At 49.0% G+C, this 1,325-nt stretch carries 1 protein-coding gene; it reads right to left on the reverse strand.

All coding sequences use genetic code 11. The features are described from left to right. Positions 1-192 precede the first annotated feature (192 nt). The coding region (locus PJE062_RS14780; protein WP_198136870.1) for a site-specific integrase at positions 193-1,325 on the reverse strand (1,133 nt) is incomplete at its 5' end.

The following is a 1,325-nucleotide window of genomic DNA, read 5'->3' on the forward strand; positions in this document are numbered from 1 at the left end:
GTTTTCCATCCCCCGCAATGCACCTCTCGCCCAGCGGACGCTCACCTTGATCTAATCATCTAAACTATATAGCAAGTAGTCCCAAAACCAGAAAACAAAAGAACTTAAATCAAAGAAAATGCGGCTTGGTGAGCCTAATGAGCCAATCGATAAAATGTACAGTACCTTCAGAGTAAAGCCTGTTACAATTGACTATTTGTTTCCATCATCAGTTCCAAGCAACTTAGCTCCGACCTGATCAGATATGCTTCTCAGTGGATCTGCCGACAAATGCGCATAACGTTGCGTTGTTGCAGTATCTTTATGTCCAAGCAAAGCCCCAATCATCGGCAGGCTCGCTCCGCCAGCTACAGCTAGGCTTGCGAAAGAGTGCCTGAGATCGTGCATGCGTAGTTTCTCATCGCCAAACTTGGTCCGCAAATCTCGCCATACTTTGGTTGCGCCAACATAGAAGCCGTCTCCGCGCTCGCTTGGAAAAACATACGGGCTATCGATACAACGCTCCTGCTCGGCTTCCCTTAAGAGGCCAATCACGGCAGCGCTAATAGGAATTGATTTCTGCCCGGTTTTGCTGTCTTCAAAATGCAGAGTACCCTGTTCGAGGAAAACCTCTGACCATTTAAGCTGTTCTATTTCTCCCCTACGCGCGCCAGTCAAAGCAAGAAGCTTAATTATCTTGACCGCCTTGGGGTTTGCTCCGTCAGCTTCTATCTCTTCGAGCAACTCAAAAAGACGAGTAAGCTCTGACTGCGTGAGATAACGTTGGTTTTTCTGATCAGGAAATCGCTTTACGCCATGGACGGGATTGTCGGTTCTGTAGCCCAATTCATTCGCAAATGAGAAGATCCCGCCTAGCAGTCCGACTGTCCGAGATGCTGTACCTTTGCCACCGAGCTTGTCCGCAACTGGACCTACCCCTTCTCTAGGAAGGTTGCCCTCTGCAACTTTCTTTAGCAAGGTGCGAACATGATTGGCTTTAATGTCTGAGACCAAAAGGTCTCCAATAACCGGTTTAATATGGCGCTCAATACGCCCTTTGTCCGTCGCAATTGTCGATGCCTTTTTGGTTGCCGTACCTTCTTCAAGATAAAGGTCACAAAGTTCAGCAACAGTAAGGTCTTTCCTTCGTGCCTGCCTTGCAGCCATGGGATCCCCACCATGCGCGACATCACCAAGAACTCTCTTAGCTTCGGCACGTGCCTCCTCTGTAGTCCAAGGAGATCCATGCCTTCCAATAGACAACCTTCTGACCCGTCCCCTTCGACCTCCCTCACCTCGATATTGAACCACATACGTCTTAACGCCTCTGGGGCTAACCTTAAGCC

Source organism: Pseudovibrio sp. JE062 (assembly GCF_000156235.1).
Taxonomy (GTDB): Bacteria; Pseudomonadota; Alphaproteobacteria; order Rhizobiales; family Stappiaceae; genus Pseudovibrio.